This is a genomic window from Paraburkholderia sp. UYCP14C, from assembly GCF_004197395.1.
In the GTDB taxonomy this organism is placed as follows: Bacteria; Pseudomonadota; Gammaproteobacteria; order Burkholderiales; family Burkholderiaceae; genus Paraburkholderia.
In genome coordinates this window covers 91,324-109,495 of record NZ_SELS01000002.1, presented here as the reverse complement: position 1 = coordinate 109,495, position 18,172 = coordinate 91,324, and the positions used below count along the sequence as shown (strand labels likewise).

Below are 18,172 nucleotides of genomic sequence, written 5' to 3'. Positions count from 1 at the left end.
GACGCGATGCCTTATCTACAGCTTGATGTAAACGATCAATACTCTGTGGAGAGTAAAAGGCTGCTCGCAGCGAAGATGAGTGAGACGTATGCCCGCATGATGTCGGTCGACGTCAGGCGAATCACCGTAGCCATACGCGAACTCGGTCTCGGCAGCGTCTGGCGCATTGCGGAGGAAGGCGGCGAACCGGTGCCCGTTGCGTTGCTGATGCTCGATATCAGAAGAGGGCGAGCGCCGGAGTTGCGCATGGAGGTGGCCAAGGCCCTTTGCGCGCTCTGCATCGAGATTCTGGGCTTGCGCGAGGACCGACTGAACGTCGAGTTCACTCAGCACTCCGGAGACGAGATGTATCACCCGACGCTCGGAGGCTACAGTCCGGAATGGGAGCCGGGCCAGTGATCAGGGTTCGAGGTCCGCGGCCCGGTATTTGCGTAGGGTGGTGTGACGGCGGTGAAGATGTGCGCGCAGACCCGACGATGCGGCCGCGAGTAGTACGCTGGAAGCCGACATCGATGTTGTTGGTACGTTCCACGCCACCGCCTGCGGAAATGCGGGAGCAAAGAGGGCGCCACGATCGGATCGAGATCCGGTGCGCCGCAACTTGAGCCAAAGTAGGAGGAGGACCATGAGCAGGCTTACCAGATCCCCGGCGGGTAACCGGCGGACGCGACCGTGGTGGATGATCGTGATGACCACGGTGTTCTGCTTCTTATGTCAGAGCGCCTTGGTGCAGGCCGACGACAGCGCGGCCCGCCTGCGCACGAAATATCAAAGTCTGACGCAGCAACTCGCGCATAACCAGTTTCAGCGGCCGCTGTACCTCGAATCGCAGGAGTTGCCGTCGGCGCTGAAGGGCGATATTTACGGTGTGCTCAACCATCCTTTCGCGGTGGTCAGCGGCGCGCTCGGCGACCCGGTTCGGGGTCCGGCCAACTGGTGCGACGTGCTGATCCTGCATCTGAACACCAAGTACTGCCACGCGTCGACCGGAGATAGCGGTACGGTCCTCACCGTGAACATCGGCAAGAAAACCGAGGAATCTCTTTCATCGTCGTACCGCGTGCAATTTCAGTTTCGCCCGGTAGCGAGCACCCCTGATTATTTTCGTGTCGAGCTGAGCGCGGCCACGGGTCCATTGAGCACCAAAGACTACCGTATCGTGCTGGAAGCGATACCCGTGGGCGATAACCGCACCTTCATTCATCTGACCTACGCGTACGGATACGGCACGGCGGGACGATTTGCGATGAAGACCTATCTGGCGACGATCGGCAGCGACAAGGTCGGCTTTTCCACGACGCCCGATTCGTCGGCGAGCGATCCGCAATACATCGGCGGCGTGCGCGGTCTGGTGGAACGCAATACGATGCGCTATTACCTCGCCATCGAGGCCTATCTTGGCGCGCTTTCGAGCCCGGCCGACGCGCGCGTCGACAAACGCTTCGCCGACTGGTTCGATGCGACCGAGCAGTATCCGCGGCAACTGCACGAGGTCAGCCGCGACGACTATATGCAAATGAAGCACAACGAGTATCAACGTCAGCAGACCGCCCAGTAGTTTGCGCGGCGTTCGGGCTTCCCCAGCCCGAACGCCCGCGACCTGCGCGTGATCTGATCAATGTGATGCAATCGCGTTCCAGATTTTTCCGCCTGGATGTCGATCCGGTGATTCGTCGATCGTCGTTAGCTGGTAAGACAATCGGTCGAGAACTTCGGAGCCGACGTTTTGTCCCGGTTCTGGCCGCCATCTCAATCCGACTCAGGAGCACACGCCGTGAACAAACCCGACAATCCGATCCTGCAAGTTCTGGAAGGCTACCAAGGCGCGGTATTGGCCAAAGACGTAGACGCGTTCATCGCGCTATACGACCGTGATGCGGTGATCTTCGACATGTGGGGTACATGGTCGTACAACGGCATCGCATCGTGGCGCGCAATGGCGGAGGGCTGGTTCGGTTCGCTGGGGGGAGAACGCGTGATCGTGAATTTCAGCGACGCGCAAACGGTCGTCGCCGCGGACCTCGCCGTTGTCCACGCCTTCGCGACATACCAGGCCGTCAACGCCGACGGTCAGGAACTGCGTTCGATGGACAATCGCCTGACCATGACGCTGCGGCAGCAGGCCGATGGATGGAAGATCGTCCACCAGCACACGTCGTCTCCGATCGAGGGCGGCACGGCGCAGGTGATGTTCAAGCGCTAGCGGCTCAGGCCGATACCAGGGCGACGCCAGATTATCCATCCGGCATCGGCCGGGTTCGGCCGGGTCCGGCGGTTCGACATCGCGCTTCGACTCGCGAATAATCACGGCTGCCTCACTTTCCAATTTGCGACCTACCTTCTGTTCGAAAGCAGCCATGAAACCATTGCTTGCCGGCCAATGCCTTTGCGGTGCCGTCCACTACTCGGTGAAGGACGAATTCGTCTATGCGTTGAATTGCCACTGTTCGAGCTGTCGGCGTGCGACCGGCTCGGCGTTCAAACCATTCGCGGGAATCGAGCGCGACAAGCTGCGCATCACTCGGGGCGAAGACAGCCTGCTGATTTTCGGCGATGAACGCGCATCGCACGATGTGCGCTGCAAAATATGTGGAAGCCTGATGTTCTCGGTGGTGCGTAACGGCGAATACGTTCACGTCACACTGGGAACACTGACGGATTCGCCCACCATGTCTCCCACCGCCCATATTTTCGTGGGTTCAAAGGCGCCGTGGTATTCGATCACGGACCAACTGCCGCAACACGACGAATTCGGCTAAGTCTCTGGCCTATCGCAGCATCGACTCGAAAGACCGCACCACATCGGCATTAAATGTTTGATGGAACGCCGCCCGGTCGAAGCCCGGTGCACTGCCGCAGATCTCCGGGCGCAGCCGCGCAAGACGCGCTTCGCAGGGTGGTAGAAAGTCGTAGTGACCTGCGTTGGCCACCACGCGATAGTCGGGAGCGCGGGGCAGGTCGTCACGCACCGGCTCATCGTACCAGGGATGCGGCTGGTGACGATCGTCGGCGGCGCTCCACAGCTGGACCGGGGCGCGCACGCCGCTCAAGCCCGCATGGCCGAATGCGAAGCCGAACGCGGGCGCCGCGATGACGACGGCCTTGATGCGTGCATCGTGGACCCAGACGCCGGCGGGAACGTCCGCGCCGAGAGGGACGTCGACGCCCGCATGCCGCAACGCTGCGCACAGGTCATGATCCGGGTGGGCCTCGCAAAACGAAGCGATCGTCGACAGATCCGGCATGCCGCCCGCGGCCACCAGCACGGTGAAGCCGCCGTTGGAAAAGCCGAATGCGCCGACGCGGTTTGCATCGATCTGCTCGTGCCCACGCCATTCGTCGAGCATGTAGTCCACCAGCCGATGAAGCTGGGCAGGCCGGCGCCACAGTTGCAGCACGCGGCTCTGGTCGTCGAACGTGTCGCCGGCGTGACTGAGCGCCGCCGCGACGAAGCCCGCACGAGCCAGCGCCAGAGCGGTGTCGTAATGGGCGCCGTACCAGCCGCCGCCGCCGTGCGACAGCACCACCAGCGGCAGGTGCTCCCCCGCGATCGGAGCGTCGACGGCGACGGTCTGGGTGACGTTGCCCAACGCGCGCGGCGTCGCCGGCGCATCGGTCGGGTACCAGATTCCCGCTGTGAGCGGCGGCTCGGCGCCATTCGGAATGTCGACCTTCTGAAAGCCGACCCCGGCGGCGAGGACTGGGACGCACGGCATCAAGGCCAGAAGCACGGTGACGAGGGCCATCAATCTCACGGGGTTCTCCATGGTTGTCGGCGCCGGGCTGAACGCCGGGCGGGTCGAGCCTATGAGACCAAAGTCCAATTGAATATTCCGGGTGCGGGTTCAATAGTAGTGAAACGCCGGGCTTTGTCGACGACGAAGCCGGCGCGATTCTCTTCCTGAAGATGCCGGAATTGCGGGCAGGCCTTGGTATTGGCGTCAAAAACGTTCCAGTGGGTTTGAGTTTTCGCGATTGCAGGCCTATCACGGCGTCGCCGCCGAACCGCGACGCGACCTGGCGGGAGAACAACTTATGCTACTCACACCGGTTCCTCAACGGACTCAGTCCCGAGAGATGCTCGACGTGCTGATCCGCGCCGGACTCATCGCGATCCTGGCGGTGTTCTGCTTTCGGATCTTCGCTCCGTTTCTTAACCTGATGGCCTGGTCGGTGATTCTTGCGATCACGCTCTATCCGCTCCAGGTCATGCTTCGCTCCATGCTCGGCGGCAAGGATGGCCTGATCGCCACGCTGATCGTCCTTGTCGCGTTTGCCGTGATTCTGGTGCCGACGTATGCGATGGGTCTCGCGGTAGCGGATTCGATCGAGAAATCGATCGCCATTGCGAAGGCCGGTGAGTTCCGGATTCCGCCTCCCGCGGAGTCGGTCGCGAGTTGGCCGCTGGTCGGCCAGCGTGTGTACGACTTCTGGCAACAGGCATCGACGGACCTGACCGGCCTCGTGCATAAGTTCGGCCCGCAGCTGAAGGAGGCCGGCCTCGTTGTGCTTTCAACGGTGACGGGTCTCGGTGCCGGGCTGGTGATATTTTTTGTCGCGCTGATTGTCGCCGGAATCCTGATGGCTCATGGTGAAAAGGGCTATCACAGCGCGGTGGAAATCGCCTCGCGCATCTCGGGCCCCGAGAACGGCACTCAGATCGCCGATTTGTGCACGGCGACGATTCGCGCAGTCGCGCAGGGCGTGGTGGGCATCGCGTTCATCCAGATGCTGCTGATCGGCATCGGCTTCGTCGTCAAGGGGATACCCGGCGCAGGGCTGCTCGCGCTGGCGGTGCTGCTGCTCGGCATCATGCAACTGCCGGCCACGCTGATCACCATTCCGGTGATCGCCTTCGTGATCGTCACGGACGGCGTGACCACCGCCAACATCATCTTCTCGGTTTACGTGTTCGTCGCGGGCCTCGCCGACAACGTGCTCAAGCCTTTGATGCTGGGCCGCGGCGTTGCGGTGCCGATGCCCGTCGTGCTGATCGGCGCGCTCGGCGGCATGGTGACAGGTGGCGTGATCGGGCTGTTCGTCGGGCCCGTGATGCTGGCCGTCGGTTATCAGCTGTTCTGGCGCTGGGTCCGCGACCAGCCGCAATCCAAACAGAGCCACGAACAGAAGCAGACCTGAAGCTCGAGGATGGCTCCGTGTCACCGTTGATGCGTCCGTATGGGATCGCAGTGCTGTTCGGGACGGTCGGCCTGAGCGGATGCATGCGGGTAGGGCCGGACTTCAAGCCGCAGCATGAAGCGTGGAGCGAGCACTGGAGCAGCGCATCGATCACGCAGGTCACGCAACAGGGCGCACAGCCCGACGTGCGCCAATGGTGGCTGATCTTCGGCGACCAGAATCTCGAACGTCTGATCGCTTCAGCCGACGCGAACAACGGCGACCTGAAGATCGCCGGACTGCGCGTGCTCGAGGCACGCGCACAGCTCGGCATCGCGCTCGCGGGACGCTATCCGCAGGTGCAGCAGGTGAATGCCGATGTGCTGCCTTCGGCGCGCAAGCGCTCGGGTGGATTCAACCCGAAGTCGGGGGCCTTCGTGCAGTACGGCGCGGGCTTCATCGTTGGCTGGGAGCTGGATTTCTGGGGGCGTTTCAGTCGCGCGATCGAATCGGCCGACGCCTCGTTCTTCGCCGCGCAAGCCAACCGCGACGATGCGCTGGTTCTGTTGCACGCGCAGGTCGCGGATACGTATTTCACGCTGCGGGTCGCGCAGGCGCGGCTACGCATCGCGCGCGAGAACGCGCAGTTGCAAAAGCGCAGCTACGACATCGCGCAAAAGCTCTTCAAGGCCGGCGAGTCCGATGAACTCGACTTCCAGCAGGCGAAGACACAGTACCTGGGGACCTTGAGCAGCATCCCCGATCTCGAGAGCCAGATCGTGCTGGCGCGTCATGCGCTGTCGGGGCTGATCGGGCGAGCGCCGGGTCCGCTGCCGGAACTCGACGTGCAGGCGGGCAAGGAAGGCGTGGTGCCGCTCGTGGATCATGCGGTGCTGCAGGACGTGCCGGCCGATCTACTGTTGCGCCGGCCCGACGTTCGCGCTGCCGAGTATCAGATGGCTGCGCAGTCGGCGCTGATCGGCGTGGCCAAAGCGGACCTGTACCCATCGGTATCGTTGCTCGGCACGCTCACGTGGACCGCCAGTTCGCTCGCGGGCGCACCGAGCACACTGCTCTTCGCCGCGGGCCCGAGCGTGACGTGGAACGTGTTCGACTACGGCAGGATCACCAACAACGTGCGCGTTCAGGACGCGCGGCTGCAGGAGTTGACGGTCGCTTATCAGAACACGGTGCGCGACGCGGCACGCGAGGCCGATGACGCCGCCACGGCGCTGATCGCCGCGTTGCAGCGCGACACCATTCTGAATGACGCGCAAGGCGCGGCGCGGCGCTCGCTCACGCTCGCCAATACGATCTATCGGGAAGGCTATTCGGACTTTCAGCGGGTACTCGATGCGCAGCGCGCGCTGTTCGCGCAGCAGGACGCGTACGTGGTCAATCGCAGCAACGCAGTCGGCAGTGTGATCGCGCTTTACAAGGCGCTCGGAGGCGGCTGGGAGACCGAGCAGCCGCTCGTCGATGCGGCGACGCGCGCGCAGATGCGGCAGCGCACCGACTGGGGCGACCTGCTCGATGAAGCGACGCCGTCTTCCGTTGCGCCTGGGCAAGCCGAAGGGGCGCCACGATGAGCGATACCCAGGATAGCCGCGAGCCTCCGGCGTCCGCCCCGCCGAAGCCGTCGGCGCCTGCGGCCGACCCTTCGGGCAGGGCGGTCAAGTGGGTCGTGTGCGTGATCGTACTGAGCCTGATCTGGTATCTGCTCGCCGACCGTTTCACGCCGTACACGCAACAGGCGCGGATTCAGGCCTATGTCGTGCCGGTCGCCGCCGAGGTGTCGGGACGCGTGACGCGGGTGCTCGTCCATAACAACCAGGATGTCAATGCGGGGGACGTGCTGTTCGAAGTCGATAGCGAACCGTACCGCATTGCCGCCGACCGGGCGCGCGCCGATCTGGAGTCCACGCGCCGTCAGGTCGGTGCCAGCACGGCCGGAATCGAGTCGGCACTCGCGGGGTTGCGGGCCGCCATCGCGAACGAGGTCAAGGCGCGCCAGGACAGCGACCGTCTCGAGCGGCTCTATCGTGAAGACGAGGGCACCGTCTCGCTGCGACGCCTCGAGGTCGCGCGGGCCACGCATGAACAGGCGCTGAGCCAGGTCGACGGAGCGCGTGCCGAGGTCGAGCGCGCGCGGGAGCAGCAGGGCGGCAGCGAAGCGGAGAACGCGCAGTTGCGCAGCGCCGCCGGCGCATTGGAAAAGGCCGAACTCGATCTCGCCAATGCGAGGATTCGCGCTCGTTCGAGTGGCGTCGTGACCGATCTGCGCACCGAAGTCGGTCAGTTCGCGGCGGCGGGCAACCCGGTCATGACGCTGATCGCGATCCGCGACGTGTGGGTCAGCGCCGACATGACGGAGAACAATCTGGGCCATCTCAAACCCGGCACGCGTGTCGAGATCGCACTGGACGTGCTGCCCGGCGAAGTGTTCGGCGGCCGGGTTCGCAGCGTCGGCTATGGCGTGAGCGTGGGCCAGAGCACGCCGGCCGGCGGCCTGCCCACCGTGCAGAATAGCCGCGACTGGCTGCGTCCCGCGCAACGCTTTCCGGTGATCGTCGAGTTCGACGACAGCGAGCGCGCGCGTCTGCGCGATCTGCGGGTAGGCGGGCAGGCCGAAGTGATGGCGTTTCCGACCCAGGGTAATCCGCTCAATCCGCTGGGGCATGCGTTCATACGGCTGATGAGCTGGCTTTCCTACATCTATTGAGCATGCTATGCAGCCCGTGATCCAGCGCCTCGGTTATCGCGCGATACGTGTTGCGCTGGGAACGGCGCTCGCCGTCGCCGTCAGCTTTGGATTCGATTTCCCGATACCCGTCGTCGCGCCGGTATTCGCGGTTTTTTTGCTGGCCACGCAGAATCGTCCGCTGTCGTTGAAGGCCGGCGTGATTCTTTCGCTGGTCGTGGCGTCGACCACCGGCAGCGGCCTGCTGCTCGTTCCGTTGCTGCGGCATTACGCGTTGGCCGGCGTGCTGATCGTCGGGCTGATGCTGTTCTTCGCGTTTCGTTATGGACTGCGCGGCGGCAACAATCTCGTCGCGACTTTTCTGGTCGCGGGACTGACGATGATTTCAGCCGCGGGCACGTCCGACTTCGAGCTGGCCCTGACTGTGGTCGGCGCGCTGGCGAAGGGACTGCTGCTTGCGGTGCTGGTGTCGACGCTGGCGCACAGCTTGTTTCCGGAACGCATGGATGCGCGAGAACCTCCCGTCGCGGCAGTCATGGCGGACGACAAGGCGGCCTATCTCGCGCTGCGTGCCGCGCTCGTCGTGATGCCGGCCTATCTGCTCGCGATGACCGATCCGGCCAGCTACATGCCGATCATCATGAAGTCCGTCAGCCTCGGCAGACAAACCTGCACGACCTCGGCCCGCGGCGCCGCGCGCGATCTGATCGGCTCGACGCTGCTCGGCGGTCTGCTCGCCATCGCGTTCTGGTTTGCGCTGCGGCTGTTCGTGCATCTGTGGATGTTCTTTCTGTGGATGCTGCTGTTCGGCCTGCTGGTGGGACGCAAGCTGTACGGCCTGCAACCGACGCGTTGCTCGCCGGGATTCTGGCTGAACAGTCTCGTGACGATGATCATTCTGCTCGGTCAATCGGTGCAGGACAGCGTGGCGGGCAAGGATGTCTACACCGCGTTTGCCGTGCGAATGGGGCTCTTTCTGGCCGTCACGGTCTATGCGTGTTTGATGCTTCTGCTTTTCGAGCAGCACCGCCGTGTGGAGTGACCCGGTCCGGCGATCGTAGAGGAGCGTGCAATGGGAAATGCGACGAGCAGTCGCGCTGGCCGTCTTCACGCTGGCGAGATCCTGAAGGAAACGGCGCTCACCGTGTGGTATCTGCGGGCGATTCTGCTCGGCCTGCTGCTACTGTTCGTCCTGCTGACGATTGGTATGTACTACTGGGGCGCGCCTGTCGAGACAGCGAACCGGACACCGTCGGCGATGGGTGAAACCGTGTACTTCTGCGCAATCACGGCGCTCACGATCGGGTACGGCGATGTCGTGCCCACTTCGACGTTCGGCCGGATCGACGCGGTCTGCCTCGGGCTGATCGGAGTGGTGTTCACCGGGCTGTTCGTCGCCGCGGCCGTGCGAGGCGTGCAGGAGGCAGCGCATCGGGCGGAGGCGGACGGACAGGCCAACGGGGTTGACCAGATGCGCAGGTAACCGGCCGGTTCAGGCGACGATCCTTCAGGGCTCTTGACTATTGACTACCGGCGCGAAAAGGGGGACCTTGATTGTCTTGGCTTGGGTTCGCTGTTGTCTCGATCAGACCAACTATCCGAGGTAACGATGTGGATCTTCCGTGTGGATGAGCCTCGTCTTGGGGTAATCCGTATTCGAGAATGGCACCGCCGTGCGCGTCATACGATCGGCCTTCTCGTTGTGCTGCTCGCATGTGCTACCGCCGGGCTGCCGATCCTCGATCAGTCCAACACCTCATTCCCAAACAAAATACTTACATCGCTGTGGAATGGGCTCGATCTCATTGTGATCGCCAACGAGATCATCGCGAATGCGCTCGTCGACATAATCTCGACCCGAGTGGAGGTGGGCCCATGAAACCAGCGGCTTCCTCGCAGTCTCATCCGCATCACTCGCCCTTTCTGCAGGGGCTATTGCCGTTCAATTCCGCTCAGCTGCCGCACGACATCATCGCCGGACTCACGCTGGCGGCGCTCGGCATTCCCGAGGTAATGGGATACACGAAGATATCCGGCACGCCCACCGTCACCGGTCTTTATACGATCCTGTTGCCGCTGGTGGCGTTTGCGATTCTGGGCGCTTCGCGTCAACTGGTGGTCGCGGCGGACTCCGCAACGGCCGCGATCCTTGCCGGTACGCTGACGACCGTGGCGGCGCTGGGCAGCAAGGAATACATCGGCCTCACTAGCACGGTGGCCCTGACGGTCGGCGTGCTGCTGGTGATTGCGCGCATTTTTCGGCTCGGTTTTCTGGCCGACTTTCTTTCCCGCAGCGCACTGATCGGCTTTCTGACCGGAGTAGGCGTGCAGGTCGCGGCGGGGGAACTCGCCGGGCTGATCGGGCTCGCGAAGCAGGGGCACGGCCCGGTCATGCAACTGGTGAGCGTGGTTCAACGTGTCGCCGAGGCGAACTATCCGACCACGATCATTTCGCTCGTCGTACTCGCGGTGATCATCGGCTGCAAGCGCCTCGCGCCGCGCGCGCCCGGCGCGCTGATCGCCGTGATCGGCTCGATCGTGGCCAGCGGGGTGTTCAATTTCGCGGGACGTGGCATCGCGGTGACGGGGGAAGTGCCGAGCGGACTGCCGTCGCTGTTCATGCCGCCGCTGCATATGAACGACATCAACCAGGTGCTGGCGACGGCGGCTTCGTGCTTCATCGTCATCATCGCGCAGAGCGCGGCGACCGCGCGTGCCTACGCCACCCGCCACAACGAGAAGGGCGACGACAATGCCGACATCATCGGCCTCGCGGCGGCGAACGCGGCCGCGGCGTTCACCGGCACCTTCGTCGTGAACGGCAGTCCGACCAAGACCGAAATCGTCGACGATGCGGGAGGGCGCACCCAGGTCGCCCATCTGACCACGGCCGTGATCGTGCTGCTGGTGCTGCTGTTCCTCACGAGGCCGCTCAGCCTGATGCCTGCCGCCGTGCTGTCGGCTATCGTCTTCCTGATCGGTGTGAAGCTGATCGACGTGAAGGGGATGGCCGAACTCTTTCGCATGCAGAAGGACGAATTCGTCGTTGCGTTGCTCGCAGCGGGCGTGGTCGTGTTCGTCGATGTGATGCACGGTATTCTGGCCGCCGTCGTGCTGTCGCTGATCGCGCATGCGCGGCATAGCTACCGGTTGCGCACGCGCGTGTTGACGCGCACCCCCACCGGCCACTGGGTCGCACATCGCGTCGAGCCGAATCTGCTCGCGGCACCCGGCATCGTCGTCTACCGGTTCGAGGCGGATCTGTTCTATGCGAATACGGGGCGCTTCACGGAGGAAGTGATGAAACTCGTCAACGAGGCAAGCGTTCCGTTGCGCTGGATCGTGATCGATGCAACCGAGATCAACAATATCGACTACACGGCGGCCAAGACGCTGCTTCAGCTGGGCGTGGAGCTCGACCAGCGCGGCCTGGGCATCGCCGTGGTCGCGGTTCCGGCCGGCGTGCGGCAGGAGCTCGAGCGGTATAAGGCACTGCGGGTGACTGGCACGCATCGCGAGATCTTCGCGACGATCGACGCGGCGATCGACGCACTACGCGATGTGTCGCCATCCGCGTACGCGGCCGCACCGGACGCCGACAAACCGCGATGAAATAAAGTGACAAAGCCGCTTGATCCCGATTCGAACAAGGAGTGACGCGTGTCTGATCCCGCTGCTGCAAAGCCGACCCAACCCGCCACGGATCAAGCTGATCCGAAGACGCAGGCGGCGCAAGAAGATCCGTCCACGCTGTTCGCCGGGCGAGGCTCGCTGGCCGCGCGCATCGAGCAGGGCAAGGCGGCGCGCAAGAAGGCGCCGCGCGCGGAGCTGGCGACCTGCAAGATCGCGGAGCGCGATCCTATCGCTCTGCTCGACGCGTCCAACGTGGGCCGGGTGCCGGAGCTGATACCGATCCGCTACGGACGCATGGTCGCGAGTCCGTTCGCGTTCTATCGGGGTGCCGCGCCGCTGATGGCACACGACCTGTCGAAGCTGCCGCACTCCAAGGTGACCGTGCAACTGGGAGGCGACGCGCATCTGGCCAATTTTGGACTGTTCGCGAGTCCGGAACGGCGCATTCTTTTCGGACCCAACGACTTCGACGAAACCCTGCCGGGTCCGTTCGACTGGGACGTGCGCAGGCTCGCCGCATCGTTCGTGATAGCCGCGCGCGAACGCGGCTTTGCGATTCGCGATCAACGCGGCGTGGTGCGCCGCTTGTGCCAGACCTTCCGGCTGCGGCTCGCCGAATTGAGCGGCATGGACACGCTCGACGTCTGGTATTGCCAGTTCAAGGCGGCCAGCATGCTGGCGATTGCCGATACGCTGGAGGAGAGAAGAATGGAACTGGCGGTCATCGAAAAGGCGAAGCAGCAGTCGTCGCGCACCGTGATGACGCACGCAACCGAGATGGTCAACGGCAAGCTGCGCATCAAGGACGCTCCCCCGCTCGTGTACCACGTCCCGCTAGAGAGTCCGCACGACCAGAAGCAGTACCAGTCGATGGTGCGGCGGTTCTTCGCCGACTATCGGCTAACGCTTCCCGATGACCGGCGCGCGCTGTTCGATCGCTATGAACTGGTGGATGTCGCGATTCGCGTGGTGGGCATCGGCTCGGTGGGAACGCGGTGCTACGAAGCGCTTTTCATGGCCGACGGCGAGTGCCCGCTGTTCCTGCAGCTCAAGGAGGCGCGGGCTTCCGTGCTGGAGGAGTATCTGACGCCGAGCCGCTATCCGAATCACGGCCAGCGTGTAGTGAACGGGCAGCGTCTGCTGCAGTCGGCCAGCGACATTTTCCTCGGCTGGTCGAAGATGCGTCACACCGGCAATGACTTCTATGTGCGGCAATTGCGCGACATGAAGGGCGCGTTCGACTTCACCACGTTCGACGTCGAAGATCTCGGCGAATACGCGGTGTCCTGCGCTCACGCGCTGGCCCATTCGATGGCGAAAGCAGGCGATCCCGCGTTGCTCTGCGGATATGTCGGCAAGTCGGACGCATTCGACGAAGCCGTCGTGCAATTCGCGCTCGCTTACGCGGAACAGAATGAGGCGGACTGGACGGTGTTGAAAGCGGCGGTCAAGGCGGGGCGTATCCAGGTGATTCGTGAATGAGGGGAGGGCTTCTGTTACGGGCAAGGCCGTGCAGTCTTTGCCGGAAGCCGGGCGGTCCAGTGCGCTGAAAAAAGGCTGCCGCCAGCGCGTCTTATTTACGAGTGCGTCCCGAACGGATCGGCGAGTCATCAACGAAGAACGAAGCAGGAAAGCAGCTCGGACGTCAAGCGAACGACAGGAGCACGCTTCATGAACGCAAACGCAGCGGCCGCGGCCGGTCTGGACCAGATCATCCAGCACGTCTTCGTGCTGATGCTGGAGAACCGGTCTTTCGACCATCTGTTCGCGCTGTCGGGCATCCCCGGCATTACCGCGGCGACCGCCACCGGAAACGCGAACACCTACGACGGCACCACCTACGCGTTCGGCGACGGCGCACCCGGCCAGATGCCCACCGACCCCGGGCATGAATTCGCCGACGTGCTCGAGCAGCTATGCGGCGCGGGCGTGAAGTTCCAGAGCGGGCAGCTCTATCCGCCCGTGAACAATTCCGGCTTCGTGTCGAACTACGCGACTGCCCGCACCGAAGGCGCACCGCCGCAAAGCGGGCAGGTGGACGACATCATGCGCGGAGTCGACGCCCGTACGCAGTCCCCCGCGCTGTATCAGCTCGCGACTCAGTTCGTGCTGTGCGATGCGTGGCATTCGTCGCTGCCGGGCCCGACCTGGCCGAACCGTTACTTCCTGCATGGCGCGTCGTCGGCCGGGCTCGATCATTCGCCGACCGCGGCCGAAATGGGCAAATGGGAAGCGCTGGATGGCTTCGTCTTTCCGAAAGGATCGATATTCGACGAGCTCGGCAAAGACAACTACCGCCTGTACCAGGACCACCTGGGCGATCCGCTCGGCCGCATTCCGCAGGTCGCGTCGATCAAGGGCATCGGCCTGTGCGACGTCGACGACCTGTTGCACTTCGAAACGGACCTCGCCGCAGGCTACACCGCCCGCTATACGTTTATCGAGCCGAGCTACGGCGACGTGGTGAACGACACCTACGAGAGAGGCAGTTCGCAGCATCCGATGGATGGCCTCACCGCAGGCGACCAGCTCGTCGCCCGCGTGTACAACGCGATTCGCAACTCCCCGTTGTGGGACAACAGCCTGCTCGTGATTCTCTACGACGAGCACGGCGGCTTCTACGACTCGGTGCCGCCCGGTCCCGCAACACCACCGAACGACGGTGCTACCGGGACGCTGAACGCGAGCGGATTCGGCTTCAACGTGTACGGCGTGCGCGTTCCCGCGATCGTCGTGTCGCCTTGGGTCGCACGAGGCAAGGTCGACGACACGACTTACGATCACAGTTCCGTGCTCGCGACCCTCGAGCGCCTGTTCGGTCTTCCGCCGCTAACGGATCGCGACAGGAACGCCAACGATCTGCTGTCGCTAATCACGCAGACCTGCCGCACGGACTGCCCGGAGAGGATAGGAACATGACTCGGACGACTCCCGCACATCCGCGCGATCACGAACCTGTGCCCGAAAGCGGCACGCTGATAGCGCTGCTGCACGTGCTGCGCAAGGCCCACATGGAGCTAGTGGGAAAGGACAAGGCGCACCGGCGCTTCAGTCGGGTATCGACGCGCGGCGATGCAAGAGAGTACATCGAGGAAGTGATGCCGCATCTGACGAAAGAGCGCGAAAAGCGGCGTCACGCTCGGCGCGGCAGCGGGCAATAGCACTCGCGGCGCGCAGTTCCCCGGGGTTACTCGCTGCAAATACAACCTGCAGACCGGTGCTACGGCTTGCTTGCCGCACGCGCGCCATACACACCTCGGTCAGCGTGCCGCCACGCGTACCAAACTTGCCGCCGGACCCCGCTTCGCCAGCGCGTCCGACTGGTCATCGACGACGCGCCACTTCGGAAACGTCCCGGAGCCGTCGACTTTCCACGGCTCGCCCATTTCGTCGACATACATCGCGTTCGCGCTTCGCCCGGCCGCCGACGCGCGCCGCGGCGCGCCCGGCGCGGCGCGTTCGAACGACCGGCTGCCCAGTTCGTTGAACACGGTCGCAAGCGGGCGCCGCGCCTGGCCCGACCGGCTGAGCGGCGCGGTAAGCGGCCCCGCGGGCGCGCGCAGCACCGCTTCGGCGGGCTCGCGGCCGGCGAGGATCGCGCCGAGCAGCGCGGACGGACCGATCGAAGCCGAGGCTTCGTTGGCCGTATCGCCGGCACGCTTCGCGGGCGGCGCGCTCGGTGAATCGAGTGCGAGCGGTTCACTCGCGCGATCGATCTGCACGACGAGGATGACGTGCCAGTCGTCCGGCGTGTTGTTGTAGCGCGGCGCGAGCGACACCAGACGCAGCCGCGCGATGTCGAAACCCGCGTCGCGCAGCAGCAGGTACTTGGCGACGGCGAAATCCTTGCACACGCCGCTTTCGGCGAAGAACCGCGCCGGCGGGTAGTAGCTGCCGTCGGTTCCGTCGCGGTAGCGGACCTCGTTGACGAGCGCGTCGGCGAGCAGCACGGCCGACACATCGCCGGCCTTCACGCGCTGTGCCCGCACCTGCGCAACGAGGCGGCTCCAGCCGGCGGGTTCGCGCGTCAGGTGGCTGCGCAGTGCCTCGCGCAGGCGCTGCACGCGGCCGATCGCATCCGACGATGGTTCGAGATTCCGGTCGGCAAGCGGCAGCAGGAACATCAGGTCGCCGACCTGCGCGAGTTCCGGGCGGATCTTGCGGTTGGCTTCCCACCACGTGCCGGTGCGCAGGCGCTCGATGCCGGCCTTCAGCGCGTGAGGCGTCGCGGAATCGCCGGGACCGTCGTCGCGCGTGCCGGATGCATAGGGTTGCGAAGCGTCTGGCAGGTTCGCGGCGCCCGCGACAAGGGGCAAAAGCACGGCGGCTGCCAACGCGCACTGGAGAAAGCGGGAGAATAGTCGAGCGAGCGGCATAGGGAAACTCCAGGAAGCCACACCGGGCGCCGATGCGCCGGGCGCCGATGCGCCGGGCGCCGATGCGCCGGGCGCCGATGCGCCGGGCGCCGATGCGCTTCGGTGTTTCGAAGTCCCTCCGATGGCGTTTTACGCCATCCGGCGCAAGGCAACGCTGGCTTGCAGCCAACATTGCACGCGACGTGCCAATTCGTCGTATTGCTCTATGCCATTGATTAAAAAGAAAATTGGCTTCGCGGGTCGAGTTGCTGCGGACGCCCCGTGGCGCGCCTCGGCCAACAGGCACGCGATACCTGTTGGCATTGCCCGCACACTTTGAATTGCCGGAAGTCGTAGGTTCGTCTCCCTTCGACATCGCCCGTTGGGCCGTACGCGAATCGCGATGGCGGGCGCTCGCGCCGGTCGCTGGTTCGTCAACCGGGCCGCTTTATTTTGATTCGAAGAGGCCGATCCCCTGATGCGATTGGGTATCCTGTGCTCGATAGAACAGGCGACCACGTGGAACTATCCGAACGCATGGGGAGATTTGAATGGCTGCTGAGCACGACACGTTGCATCCACTCCGTCCGTTCCTGAAGAATTGGGTTTGGGAGCATGGACGAATCGGTACTCGCTATCTCGACTGCACCGATGGCGAAATCAAGTTCGATGAAGGCAAGAAATCGCGCTTCGCGGCCGAAAAATATGTCTACGTGCCGCTCGGCAAGGACGCTGACGGCGATGCCTCCACGGATGGCCCGGCGATCCAGGAAGCGGGACTTGCGCGATTCTTGCGAGCAGCGCAACTGGGCAAGCCGGATGAGGCCGGCTCCGTGGCGGAGGTCCATCGCGCGGTTCATGACTGCGTGGAACTCGGGCTGTTCAGCGCATATCAGGTGGACGCCCGGGCCGCCTATGAGCGCTATGCAAACGAGCCGATGTTCGAGGATGAAATCCGCGCGGCAGTGATCGCCGATGTCCGGCGTATTTACGTGGGCATGCGCGAGCAACTGGCGCTGTACGATTTCAGCGTGCTTTACGGCCTGTCTATGCCGCTGCTTATCAGCGACACACCGTTCATCGACTGGCGTGTGCGTGCGGGTTCGGCGGCACCGTTCGTCTCGCTTCCGCTTGGACCTTATTGCCTGCTGGTCGGCGCGCCGTCGGGCAGGAGTAGCCGAACCGGCCCGGTGGTCTGGAAGGCCGCGACCTCGATGGGCCCGTTGAAGGACCATAACCGGGAAATCGCGGAGCACGCACGCTTGTGGCTGGTAGCGACTACCGACGACCAACTCGTCGCCGTCCAACGCCGCTTTGCCGCGGTTAGGAGCCCCAGGCCGGAGACCTGAAGCCATGACTGAACTGCGCAGGCGGCCGGATCGTCAGGGCTAAGACCGCTTGCCCGGCGGGTTCACCCGCTCCGAATTCGATGCCGATAGCGCTCAGTTCTCATGCCGCGCTTTTTTCATCGTCGCCGGATCGCGCACGATGGTGACCGCGCACGGCGCGTAGGCGAGCACCTGGCGGGCGACCGAACCGATCAGCCAGCGATCGAACGGCGTATGTCCGCGATGTCCCACCACCAGATGGTCGATCGCATGCCGCTCCGCGTACAACACGATCTCCTTCGCCGGCGGCCCGACCACCAGATCGAACTGCACGGCCTCGTTCGAAGCGGCGAGCTTCGACTTGATCTCGTCGAGGATCGCGGTGGCATGGCGCACTTCCAGATCGATGATGTCTTTTCGCTCATGCTCGATCGCACCCCAGTCCGGTGTGCGCGCGACGACGAGCACGTGCAAGCGCGCGTCGAAGCGCTTCGCGAGATCGACCGCGAAAGCAACCGCATATTGCGCGGACGCCGATCCGTCATAACCTACCAGCACGTTCTGCATGATCTGCTCCTGTGCGGTTCAAACCGGCCGTGACTTTGTCTGACGCAATGCATCGAGCCATTTGCGTGAACCGCGAGCGTTCCCCGACTTCACGGCGTCGGCGCGAAAGCATGCGCGATCCACTCGTGAACCTGCCGCGTGGATCGGCACGCGGACGACGTCGGCACCTGTTGTGTTGAATCAGTTGTCGTCGCTTCTGGACGGGAGATGCTCATGAGGCTCGGGCTCTGCCGCGTCGGCGTTGGGAAGATCGTCTGGGGCCGGATTTTGGGGGGCCTTCGGATCGGGCTTGCCAGTCATGCCGGCGGACGTCCGCGCGGGGTCGTGAGAGGTGCCGGTCGGCTCAGCGGATGGATTGGAGGTCATGATGTACTCCTGCGCCGATGAATGCAGCTTTTATCAATGATAGTCCGCCTGGCCGGTTTGAGCGATGCGCGCCGTCAGGCCCGCCCGCTGTTTCTGGCCACCCC

The 18,172-nt window shown here is 64.0% G+C and carries 18 protein-coding genes; 15 read left to right on the top strand and 3 right to left on the bottom strand.

Translation table 11 applies throughout. The features are described 5' to 3' along the window. Positions 1–6: 6 nt before the first annotated feature. The 4 genes from EVC45_RS02260 to EVC45_RS02245 all read left to right on the top strand — a co-directional run bounded on the left by EVC45_RS02260 (position 7) and on the right by EVC45_RS02245 (position 2,759). Positions 7–399, top strand: a complete 393-nt coding sequence (locus EVC45_RS02260; protein ID WP_129956580.1) for a tautomerase — start codon at positions 7–9, stop codon at positions 397–399. A gap of 226 nt (positions 400–625) precedes the next feature. Continuing rightward, positions 626–1,558: a hypothetical protein gene (locus tag EVC45_RS02255; protein WP_129956412.1), complete on the top strand. Its 933-nt coding sequence runs from the start codon at positions 626–628 to the stop codon at positions 1,556–1,558. A 216-nt stretch (positions 1,559–1,774) separates the two neighbouring features. Further along, complete coding sequence (locus EVC45_RS02250; protein WP_129956411.1) at positions 1,775–2,203, top strand: nuclear transport factor 2 family protein; 429 nt, start codon at positions 1,775–1,777, stop codon at positions 2,201–2,203. 154 nt (positions 2,204–2,357) lie between these two features. Continuing rightward, positions 2,358–2,759 carry a GFA family protein gene (locus EVC45_RS02245; protein ID WP_129956410.1) on the top strand — a complete coding sequence of 134 codons (402 nt, stop codon included), beginning with the start codon at positions 2,358–2,360 and terminating at the stop codon, positions 2,757–2,759. A 9-nt stretch (positions 2,760–2,768) separates the two neighbouring features. Here EVC45_RS02245 and EVC45_RS02240 read toward each other — a convergent pair whose 3' ends face one another. Then, the gene (locus EVC45_RS02240) at positions 2,769–3,746 is read right to left on the bottom strand and encodes a dienelactone hydrolase (RefSeq protein ID WP_248295010.1); all 978 of its coding nucleotides are present in this window, start codon (positions 3,744–3,746) and stop codon (positions 2,769–2,771) included. 289 nt (positions 3,747–4,035) lie between these two features. Here EVC45_RS02240 and EVC45_RS02235 point away from each other — a divergent pair, with 289 nt between their 5' ends. From EVC45_RS02235 to EVC45_RS02190, 10 genes are all read left to right on the top strand, one after another. Continuing rightward, positions 4,036–5,139, top strand: coding sequence for an AI-2E family transporter (locus EVC45_RS02235; RefSeq protein ID WP_129956408.1), 1,104 nt, complete (start codon positions 4,036–4,038; stop codon positions 5,137–5,139). A 29-nt stretch (positions 5,140–5,168) separates the two neighbouring features. Continuing rightward, positions 5,169–6,707 (top strand): TolC family protein, encoded by a 1,539-nt coding sequence (locus EVC45_RS02230; protein WP_211193359.1) that lies wholly within the window; start codon positions 5,169–5,171, stop codon positions 6,705–6,707. Continuing rightward, positions 6,704–7,840 carry an HlyD family secretion protein gene (locus EVC45_RS02225; RefSeq protein ID WP_129956406.1) on the top strand — a complete coding sequence of 379 codons (1,137 nt, stop codon included), beginning with the start codon at positions 6,704–6,706 and terminating at the stop codon, positions 7,838–7,840. The genes EVC45_RS02230 and EVC45_RS02225 overlap by 4 nt, the downstream gene beginning before the upstream one ends. A gap of 7 nt (positions 7,841–7,847) precedes the next feature. Continuing rightward, positions 7,848–8,861, top strand: a complete 1,014-nt coding sequence (locus EVC45_RS02220) for a DUF2955 domain-containing protein (protein ID WP_129956405.1) — start codon at positions 7,848–7,850, stop codon at positions 8,859–8,861. A gap of 30 nt (positions 8,862–8,891) precedes the next feature. Then, positions 8,892–9,302, top strand: a complete 411-nt coding sequence (locus EVC45_RS02215; RefSeq protein ID WP_129956404.1) for a potassium channel family protein — start codon at positions 8,892–8,894, stop codon at positions 9,300–9,302. A 126-nt stretch (positions 9,303–9,428) separates the two neighbouring features. Next, positions 9,429–9,698: a hypothetical protein gene (locus EVC45_RS02210; RefSeq protein WP_248295009.1), complete on the top strand. Its 270-nt coding sequence runs from the start codon at positions 9,429–9,431 to the stop codon at positions 9,696–9,698. Further along, positions 9,695–11,431, top strand: coding sequence for a SulP family inorganic anion transporter (locus EVC45_RS02205; RefSeq protein ID WP_129956403.1), 1,737 nt, complete (start codon positions 9,695–9,697; stop codon positions 11,429–11,431). The genes EVC45_RS02210 and EVC45_RS02205 overlap by 4 nt, the downstream gene beginning before the upstream one ends. Before the next feature lie 48 nt (positions 11,432–11,479). Further along, positions 11,480–12,934, top strand: coding sequence for a DUF2252 domain-containing protein (locus tag EVC45_RS02200; protein WP_129956402.1), 1,455 nt, complete (start codon positions 11,480–11,482; stop codon positions 12,932–12,934). A 189-nt stretch (positions 12,935–13,123) separates the two neighbouring features. After that, the gene (locus tag EVC45_RS02195) at positions 13,124–14,371 is read left to right on the top strand and encodes an alkaline phosphatase family protein (RefSeq protein WP_129956401.1); all 1,248 of its coding nucleotides are present in this window, start codon (positions 13,124–13,126) and stop codon (positions 14,369–14,371) included. Next, positions 14,368–14,613 (top strand): hypothetical protein, encoded by a 246-nt coding sequence (locus EVC45_RS02190; RefSeq protein WP_129956400.1) that lies wholly within the window; start codon positions 14,368–14,370, stop codon positions 14,611–14,613. Before EVC45_RS02195 ends, EVC45_RS02190 begins: the two co-directional genes overlap by 4 nt. Before the next feature lie 99 nt (positions 14,614–14,712). Here the strand turns inward: EVC45_RS02190 and EVC45_RS02185 are convergent, their stop codons facing one another. Beyond that, on the bottom strand, positions 14,713–15,828 hold the full coding sequence (locus EVC45_RS02185; RefSeq protein WP_129956399.1) for a transglutaminase-like domain-containing protein: 1,116 nt from the start codon (positions 15,826–15,828) through the stop codon (positions 14,713–14,715). Positions 15,829–16,358: 530 nt separating this feature from the next. Here EVC45_RS02185 and EVC45_RS02180 point away from each other — a divergent pair. Then, positions 16,359–17,156 (top strand): hypothetical protein, encoded by a 798-nt coding sequence (locus tag EVC45_RS02180; RefSeq protein ID WP_129956398.1) that lies wholly within the window; start codon positions 16,359–16,361, stop codon positions 17,154–17,156. Between the two features lie 93 nt (positions 17,157–17,249). Here EVC45_RS02180 and EVC45_RS02175 read toward each other — a convergent pair whose 3' ends face one another. Further along, positions 17,250–17,702, bottom strand: coding sequence for a universal stress protein (locus EVC45_RS02175; protein WP_129956397.1), 453 nt, complete (start codon positions 17,700–17,702; stop codon positions 17,250–17,252). Positions 17,703–18,172: the final 470 nt, after the last annotated feature.

Bases quoted from the DNA above. Each gene is read 5' to 3' on its own strand.
- EVC45_RS02245 (WP_129956410.1), top strand. From the start codon at position 2,358: ATGAAACCATTGCTTGCCGGCCAATGCCTTTGCGGTGCCGTCCACTAC.
- EVC45_RS02235 (WP_129956408.1), top strand. From the start codon at position 4,036: ATGCTACTCACACCGGTTCCTCAACGGACTCAGTCCCGAGAGATGCTC.
- EVC45_RS02225 (WP_129956406.1), top strand. From the start codon at position 6,704: ATGAGCGATACCCAGGATAGCCGCGAGCCTCCGGCGTCCGCCCCGCCG.
- EVC45_RS02180 (WP_129956398.1), top strand. From the start codon at position 16,359: ATGGCTGCTGAGCACGACACGTTGCATCCACTCCGTCCGTTCCTGAAG.
- EVC45_RS02230 (WP_211193359.1), top strand. From the start codon at position 5,169: ATGCGTCCGTATGGGATCGCAGTGCTGTTCGGGACGGTCGGCCTGAGC.
- EVC45_RS02195 (WP_129956401.1), top strand. From the start codon at position 13,124: ATGAACGCAAACGCAGCGGCCGCGGCCGGTCTGGACCAGATCATCCAG.
- EVC45_RS02210 (WP_248295009.1), top strand. From the start codon at position 9,429: ATGTGGATCTTCCGTGTGGATGAGCCTCGTCTTGGGGTAATCCGTATT.
- EVC45_RS02205 (WP_129956403.1), top strand. From the start codon at position 9,695: ATGAAACCAGCGGCTTCCTCGCAGTCTCATCCGCATCACTCGCCCTTT.
- EVC45_RS02215 (WP_129956404.1), top strand. From the start codon at position 8,892: ATGGGAAATGCGACGAGCAGTCGCGCTGGCCGTCTTCACGCTGGCGAG.
- EVC45_RS02240 (WP_248295010.1), bottom strand. From the start codon at position 3,746: ATGGCCCTCGTCACCGTGCTTCTGGCCTTGATGCCGTGCGTCCCAGTC.
- EVC45_RS02175 (WP_129956397.1), bottom strand. From the start codon at position 17,702: ATGCAGAACGTGCTGGTAGGTTATGACGGATCGGCGTCCGCGCAATAT.
- EVC45_RS02190 (WP_129956400.1), top strand. From the start codon at position 14,368: ATGACTCGGACGACTCCCGCACATCCGCGCGATCACGAACCTGTGCCC.
- EVC45_RS02220 (WP_129956405.1), top strand. From the start codon at position 7,848: ATGCAGCCCGTGATCCAGCGCCTCGGTTATCGCGCGATACGTGTTGCG.
- EVC45_RS02260 (WP_129956580.1), top strand. From the start codon at position 7: ATGCCTTATCTACAGCTTGATGTAAACGATCAATACTCTGTGGAGAGT.
- EVC45_RS02255 (WP_129956412.1), top strand. From the start codon at position 626: ATGAGCAGGCTTACCAGATCCCCGGCGGGTAACCGGCGGACGCGACCG.
- EVC45_RS02185 (WP_129956399.1), bottom strand. From the start codon at position 15,828: ATGCCGCTCGCTCGACTATTCTCCCGCTTTCTCCAGTGCGCGTTGGCA.